The sequence below is a fragment of the Mycobacterium sp. UM_Kg27 genome (genome assembly GCF_000972905.1).
Taxonomy (GTDB): Bacteria; Actinomycetota; Actinomycetes; order Mycobacteriales; family Mycobacteriaceae; genus Mycobacterium.
Window position 1 is genome coordinate 1 of sequence record NZ_JRMM01000181.1, and the last position, 6,710, is coordinate 6,710.

At 68.3% G+C, this 6,710-nt stretch carries 9 protein-coding genes; 7 read left to right on the plus strand and 2 right to left on the minus strand.

What is annotated here, in order from left to right; all coding sequences use genetic code 11:
- Both ffh and LI94_RS19560 read left to right on the plus strand, forming a co-directional pair.
- The coding region (gene ffh, locus LI94_RS19555; RefSeq protein WP_046302239.1) for a signal recognition particle protein at positions 1-1,429 on the plus strand (1,429 nt) is incomplete at its 5' end.
- 1 nt (position 1,430) lies between these two features.
- A complete protein-coding gene (locus LI94_RS19560; protein WP_024443232.1) occupies positions 1,431-2,498 on the plus strand; it encodes an amidohydrolase family protein in 1,068 nt (355 codons plus the stop codon).
- Positions 2,499-2,566: 68 nt separating this feature from the next.
- Here the strand turns inward: LI94_RS19560 and LI94_RS19565 are convergent, their stop codons facing one another.
- Positions 2,567-3,436 (minus strand): serine hydrolase, encoded by an 870-nt coding sequence (locus LI94_RS19565; RefSeq protein ID WP_024443231.1) that lies wholly within the window; start codon positions 3,434-3,436, stop codon positions 2,567-2,569.
- 37 nt (positions 3,437-3,473) lie between these two features.
- Between LI94_RS19565 and LI94_RS19570 the strand changes: the two genes are divergently transcribed.
- From LI94_RS19570 to trmD, 5 genes are all read left to right on the plus strand, one after another.
- Entirely contained in the window at positions 3,474-3,893 is a 420-nt protein-coding gene (locus LI94_RS19570) for a nuclear transport factor 2 family protein (protein ID WP_046302241.1), read from the plus strand.
- Between the two features lie 168 nt (positions 3,894-4,061).
- Positions 4,062-4,562 (plus strand): 30S ribosomal protein S16, encoded by a 501-nt coding sequence (gene rpsP / locus LI94_RS19575; RefSeq protein ID WP_024443229.1) that lies wholly within the window; start codon positions 4,062-4,064, stop codon positions 4,560-4,562.
- An 8-nt stretch (positions 4,563-4,570) separates the two neighbouring features.
- Entirely contained in the window at positions 4,571-4,813 is a 243-nt protein-coding gene (locus LI94_RS19580; protein WP_019736217.1) for an RNA-binding protein, read from the plus strand.
- 11 nt (positions 4,814-4,824) lie between these two features.
- Positions 4,825-5,346: a ribosome maturation factor RimM gene (gene rimM, locus LI94_RS19585; protein ID WP_024443228.1), complete on the plus strand. Its 522-nt coding sequence runs from the start codon at positions 4,825-4,827 to the stop codon at positions 5,344-5,346.
- Positions 5,347-5,354: 8 nt separating this feature from the next.
- Positions 5,355-6,044 (plus strand): tRNA (guanosine(37)-N1)-methyltransferase TrmD, encoded by a 690-nt coding sequence (gene trmD, locus LI94_RS19590; protein WP_024443227.1) that lies wholly within the window; start codon positions 5,355-5,357, stop codon positions 6,042-6,044.
- 21 nt (positions 6,045-6,065) lie between these two features.
- Here the strand turns inward: trmD and LI94_RS19595 are convergent.
- On the minus strand, positions 6,066-6,710 hold a 645-nt coding region (locus tag LI94_RS19595; RefSeq protein ID WP_046302240.1), incomplete at its 5' end, for a hypothetical protein.

Sequence of the window (6,710 nt, forward strand, 5' to 3'; positions counted from 1 at the left end):
TGTGTATAAGAGACAGGTGGTGCGCGCGTTCATCGGCCGGGTCAAGGACCGGGCCAAGGGCGCCGAGGTCTCTGGTGCGCTCAACCCGGCTCAGCAGGTCGTCAAGATCGTCAATGAGGAGCTCATCGGCATCCTCGGCGGACAGACCCGGCAGCTGGTGTTCGCCAAGACCCCACCCACGGTGATCATGCTGGCCGGTCTGCAGGGCGCGGGAAAGACCACGCTCGCCGGCAAGCTGGCCACCTGGCTGCGCGGCCAGGGCCACACCCCGCTGCTGGTGGCCTGCGACCTGCAACGCCCGGGAGCGGTCAACCAGTTGCAGGTCGTCGGGGAGCGCGCCGGAGTCTCGGTGTTCGCCCCGCACCCCGGGACTTCGGTCGCCGGCGATACCGGCACCCCCGGCGACCCGGTCGCCGTGGCCGCAGCCGGCCTGGCCGAAGCCAAGGCCAAGCACTTCGACGTCGTCGTCGTCGACACCGCCGGGCGCCTGGGCATCGATGAGGAGATGATGGCCCAGGCCGCGGCCATCCGCGATGCGGTGCAGCCCGACGAGGTGTTGTTCGTCCTAGACGCCATGATCGGCCAGGACGCCGTCACCACCGCCGATGCATTCCGCGAGGGCGTGGGCTTCACCGGGGTGGTACTCACCAAGCTCGACGGAGACGCCCGAGGTGGTGCCGCACTGTCGGTCCGGGAAGTCACCGGCGCGCCCATCCTGTTCGCCTCCACCGGCGAGAAGCTGGAAGACTTCGACGTCTTCCACCCCGACCGGATGGCCAGCCGGATCCTGGGCATGGGCGACGTGCTCAGCTTGATCGAGCAGGCCGAACAGGTCTTCGACGCCCGCAAGGCCGAAGAGGCAGCAGCCAAGATCGGTTCCGGCGAGCTCACGCTGGAAGACTTCCTCGAGCAGATGCTGGCGATCCGCAAGATGGGCCCGATCGGCAACCTGCTGGGCATGCTGCCCGGAGCCGGCCAGATGAAGGACGCGCTGGCCGCCGTCGACGACAGCCAGCTGGACCGTCTGCAGGCCATCATCCGCGGCATGACACCGGCCGAGCGGGCTGACCCGAAGATCATCAACGCCTCCCGGCGGCTGCGGATCGCCAACGGCTCGGGCGTCAGCGTCTCGGAGGTCAACCAGCTCGTCGACCGGTTCTTTGAGGCCCGCAAAATGATGTCGTCGATGATGGGCGGGATGGGCCTGCCCGGGCTGGGCCGCAAGAGCTCCAACCGCAAAGCCAAGGGTAAGGCCGGCAAGAAGGGCAAGGGCCGCGGCCCGACCCCACCGAAGTCGAGGGGGCTGTTCGGCCCCGGCATGCCCGCCGGTTTCCCCGACCTGTCGCAGATGCCCGAAGGCCTCGACGAGCTGCCTCCCGGGCTGGCCGACTTCGACCTGTCCAAGCTGAACTTCCCGGGCCAGAAGTAATTTGGCGCTCCACGTTTCCGGTCGCGGGCTGCCCGACGAACAGCTTGTCGAATACTGGATCGTCGACGGCGCGATCAGCCTCGAGCCGGTCGATGGCGCCGACACCGTCTTCTCCGACGGCTGGATCATCCCGGGCCTGGTCGACGCGCACTGTCACGTCGGGATCGGGCCCGGTGGTCCGGTGGACGTCGACGAGGCGGTGCGCCAAGCGGAGACCGAACGCCGCGCCGGGGTCCTGCTGATCCGTGACGCGGGCTCACCGGTCGACACCCGCGCATTCGACGACCGTGCCGACCTGCCGCGCATCATCCGCGCCGGGCAGCACCTCGCCCGGACCAAGCGCTATATTCCCGGGCTGCCGATCAACGTCGATGACGAGGATCGGCTTCCGGAAGCCGTTGCTGCCCAAGCGGTTCGGGGCGACGGCTGGGTGAAGCTGGTAGGGGACTGGATCGACCGGGGTGTGGGTGATCTTGCGCCGCTGTGGTCCGACGACGTGTTGAAGTCGGCCATCGATGCCGCGCACGCCAACGGCGCCCGGGTCACCGCGCACGTCTTCGGCGAGGAGGCGCTGCCCGGCCTGATCAACGCCGGCATCGACTGCATCGAGCACGGCACCGGCATCACCGACGACATCATCGCGATGATGCTGGCCAACGGCACCGCCCTGGTGCCGACGCTGATCAATATCGACAACTTCCCCGGGATCGCCGACTCGGCGGCCAAGTACCCGACCTACGCCGCACACATGCGCGCGCTGCACGCCACCTGCCGATCACGGATCGGTGCGGCCCGCGAAGCCGGGGTGCCGATCTACGCCGGTACCGACGCGGGCGGCATGGTGGCCCACGGCCGGATCGCCGATGAGGTGGACGCGCTGTCCCAGGTGGGCCTCAGTCGCACTGAGGCACTGGGCGCGGCCTGCTGGGATGCCCGGCGCTGGCTGGGGGCACCGGTGCTGGAGCATGGCGCTTCGGCCGACCTGGTGTGTTTCGCCGACGACCCGCGCAGCGGCCCCGAGGTGCTCGGGCGTCCCGACCTGGTGATGCTGCGCGGCCGGGTGTATTGACTCCGCTGAGCGTGCAGAGTTATTCGGCCCGAACTGGGGATGCCGGACAACCCTGCCCAGTCGCGGGTCTAGAGCGAGCCGACACTCGACATCGGAGACTGTGCGAAACCCCAGTCCAGTAGGGCCGCCGCCTGGTCCCAATAGGTCGGCCCGCCCTCATGGATCAGCCCGTACATCATCGCGACCACCAGCCGCCGGCCGTCGCGGGACGCTCCGCCGACATAGGTCTTGCGGGCAGCATCGGTGAAGCCGGTCTTGCCGCCGAACGCCCCCGGATACCGGGCCAGCAGCTCGTTCATATTCACGATCGGACGCTCCCCGGAATCGGTCGGGAACGTCGCGGCGGGCTGCGCGGTGATCTCGGCGAACACCGGGTTGGCCATCGCCGCCCGGAAGATGGCCGCCAGGTCGTGCGGGGTGCTGGCGCCCGGACCGCCGGGGCCGTCCAGCCCGGACGGGGTACTGGCGTGGGTGGCGGTCGCGCCGACCGCAGCGGCCTTGGCGTTCATCTTCGCCACCGCCAACTCGGGCCCGCCGAGCATGTCCGCCAGCGCGTTGGCGGCGTCGTTGCCCGAAACCAGCAGCAGGCCTTCCAGCAGCTGCCGCGCGGTGTAACTGTGGTCGGCCTTGACCCCGACACAATTGCACTCCACGTGGGTGTCGGCCGGGGTGGCGACCATGGTGTCCTCGAGGTTCAGTTCGTCGAGCACCACCAATGCCAGCAGGACCTTGATCGTGCTGGCCGGGGGAGTCGCGGCGTAGCCGTTCTGCTCGGCGAGCACCTGCCCGGAATCCAGGTCAGCGATGAGCCAGTTCGGGGCGGGGCCGACCGGCACCGGCGCCGAGCCGAGCGGCTGCGCAGCATCGGCGTGGGCCGCCACGGCGGGAGAGGCGAACACTGTTGCGAGAGCCGCGATTGCGGCCAAGATTTTCCGCATGGCGGCCTACCTTACCGCTGTGGTGTTCAATCGAGGAATGCTGAGCCAACAAGAAATTTCGGACCGCTGGGAGATCCAGCAGCTGCTGGTCGACTACTCGACCGCGATCGACACCCGAAACTTCGACGGTCTGGACGCGGTGTTCACCCCCGATGCCTACATCGACTACCGCGCCTTGGGCGGCATCGATGGGCGCTTCCCGGAGGTGAAGGCGTGGCTGGCCGAGGTGCTGCCCAATTTCGCCACCTACTCTCACATGCTGGGGCTACCGGCGATCCGCGTCGACGGCGACGGCGCCACCGCGCGCACCTTCTGCTTCAATCCCATGGTGTTCAGCGGGGAGAATGACCCGATGATGCTGGTGGGGCTGTGGTACGACGACGAGTTCGTCCGCACCGCCGACGGTTGGCGGATGAGCCGGCGCTCCGAGACCAAGTGCTTCCAGAAGATGCCCTGAGGCGATTTCTGCTGACCGGCCTGCTTCTGGCACAATGGGCGGCTGTCCGCCGTGTGACGCGACCCTGTTGGGGCTCCGCGCGGGGTGACACAACCACGCGAGGCAAAACCGGATGTGGGCAATCCCGCCCACATCGCTGAATTGCAGCGTGATATCGCAGGAGTATTCATGGCTGTCAAGATCAAGCTCACCCGCCTCGGTAAGATCCGCAATCCGCAGTACCGCATCGCGATTGCCGACGCGCGCTCCCGCCGGGACGGCCGCGCCATCGAGGTCATCGGTCGCTACCACCCGAAGGAAGAGCCGAGCCTGATCGAGATCGACTCGGAGCGCGCCCAGTACTGGCTGTCGGTCGGTGCCCAGCCCACCGAGCCGGTGCTCAAGCTGCTGAAGATCACCGGTGACTGGCAGAAGTTCAAGGGCCTGCCCGGCGCCGAGGGCCGCCTGAAGGTCAAGCCGGCCAAGCCGAGCAAGCTGGAGCTGTTCAACGCTGCGCTGGCCGAGGCCGAGGGTGGCCCGACCACCGAGGCCACCACCGCCAAGAAGAAGAAGGCGCCGGCCAAGAAGACTGAGAAGGCGGCTGACAAGGCTGACGAGAAGGCTGAGGCTTCCGCCGAGGCCGCCGAGGCTCCCGCTGCTGAGGCCGCCGAGTCGGCCAGCGAGAGCTGACCGCGGCCATGAGTGCCGTAGTGGCAGACGCCGTCGAGCACCTGGTGCGCGGCATCGTCGACAACCCCGATGACGTACGAGTCGACATGGTGACCAACCGCCGCGGCCGCACCGTCGAGGTGCACGTGCACCCCGACGACCTGGGCAAGGTAATCGGTCGCGGCGGTCGCACCGCCACTGCGTTGCGCACCCTCGTCGCCGGTATCGGTGGACGCGGCATCCGCGTGGACGTGGTGGACACCGACCGGTAGTCGGCCGGCTCATGGAGCTGACGGTCGGGCGGGTGGTCAAAGCCCACGGCATCGGCGGCGAAATCGTCGTCGATGTCCGAACCGACGATCCGGAGCTCAGGTTCGCGCCGGGTGCGACGTTGCACGCCCGTAAATCCGGTGCGCCGCAACGCGACTACGTGGTCGAGGCGGCTCGCCCTCATGGCGCACGTCTGTTGGTGCGGTTGGCCGGGATCGGCGACCGCGACGGTGCCGACGCGTTGCGCGGCAGCATTTTCGTCGTCGACTCCGCCGACCTTCCGCCGATCACCGAGCCGGACACCTACTACGACCATCAGCTCGAGGGTCTGCAGGTGCGCACCGTGGCGGGGGAGGAGATCGGCTCCGTGACCGAGGTGCTGCACACGGCTGCCGGCGAGCTGCTGGCGATCAAGCGGACCGACGGCCGGGAACTGTTGGTGCCGTTCATCGCCGCGTTCGTGCCGTCGGTGTCGCTGGCCGACAACACTGTGGTGATCGAACCGCCCGACGGGCTGCTGGAGCTGGACGGGTAAAGCGCGGCATGCGAATCGATGTCGTCACGATCTTCCCCGACTACCTGGCCCCGATCCGTCAATCACTGCCCGGCAAGGCGATCGAATCCGGGATGGTCGCGTTCGAGGTTCACGACTTGCGGCGCTGGACTCACGATGTGCATCGCTCCGTGGATGACTCGCCCTACGGGGGCGGCCCCGGGATGGTGATGAAGGCGCCGGTCTGGGGTGAAGCGCTGGACGAAATCTGTTCGGAGCAGACTGTTCTCATCGTCCCGACCCCGGCGGGAACACTGTTCGACCAGGCCACCGCGCAGCGCTGGAGCCATGAAGAGCATCTGGTGTTCGCCTGCGGCCGTTACGAGGGCATCGATCAGCGGGTCGCCGACGACGCCGCTCGGCGGATGCGGGTCGAAGAGGTGTCGATCGGTGACTATGTGCTGGCCGGCGGGGAGCCCGCAGTGCTGGTGATGCTGGAGGCGGTGCTGCGGCTCATGCCCGGCGTGCTCGGCAACCCGGCGTCCCAACGTGACGATTCGCATTCGCCGGACCGCGACGGCCTGCTGGAGGGGCCGAGCTACACCCGTCCGCCGAGCTGGCGCGGCCTGGACGTGCCTGACGTGCTGCTCTCCGGTGACCACGCCCGGATCAACGCCTGGCGCCACGAGGCCGCCCTGGAGCGGACCCGCGAACGCCGCCCGGATCTACTGGAGCCCTAAGCCGTTACGGCGGCAACCCGCCTAGATCCGGCCGCCGGGGAAGATGGTCTTGACGGCCTCGGTGATGGTGGTACGGGCGGTGGCGTCGTCGCTGGGCTGCAGCGACTCGATCACCACGATGTAGCGGCGATCCGCCCCCACCACACCGGTCGACAGGTGCATCCAGTTGTTGCCGATGCAGCACATCCAGCCCTGCTTCACCGCCACCGGCTCGTCGTACAAGCCCTCCGGGATCCCGAAGCGCTGCGGGTAGCCGTCGAGGCCGCTCGGGGTGGACATTGCGAGGTCGTTCATGATGATGCTGGCCTGAGCCGGCGGCAGACCGCCGGAACCGTTGAGCAGCATGTCGTAGTAACGCGCCAGGTCGGGTGCGGTGCTGATGGTGTTCCACCAGGCACCGTTCGACGGCGGCGAGGTCCCGGCCAGGCCGTAGCGGCCGGCCACCCGGGTGATGATCGCGTTGCCGCCGTTCTGGCTCCAGAACGTCTCGGCGGCTCCGTCGTCGGACGCACGCAGCATGGAATCCAGTGCGGCCCGGTCGTCGGCCGACAGGCCGGCTTCGGGCTTGCGGAGCAGCAGGTCGTCGGCGATGAACAGCTTGGCGACCGAGGCGGTGGCGATCGGCCTGGTGTTGCCGTTGGTGATCAACCTGTCTCTTATACACAT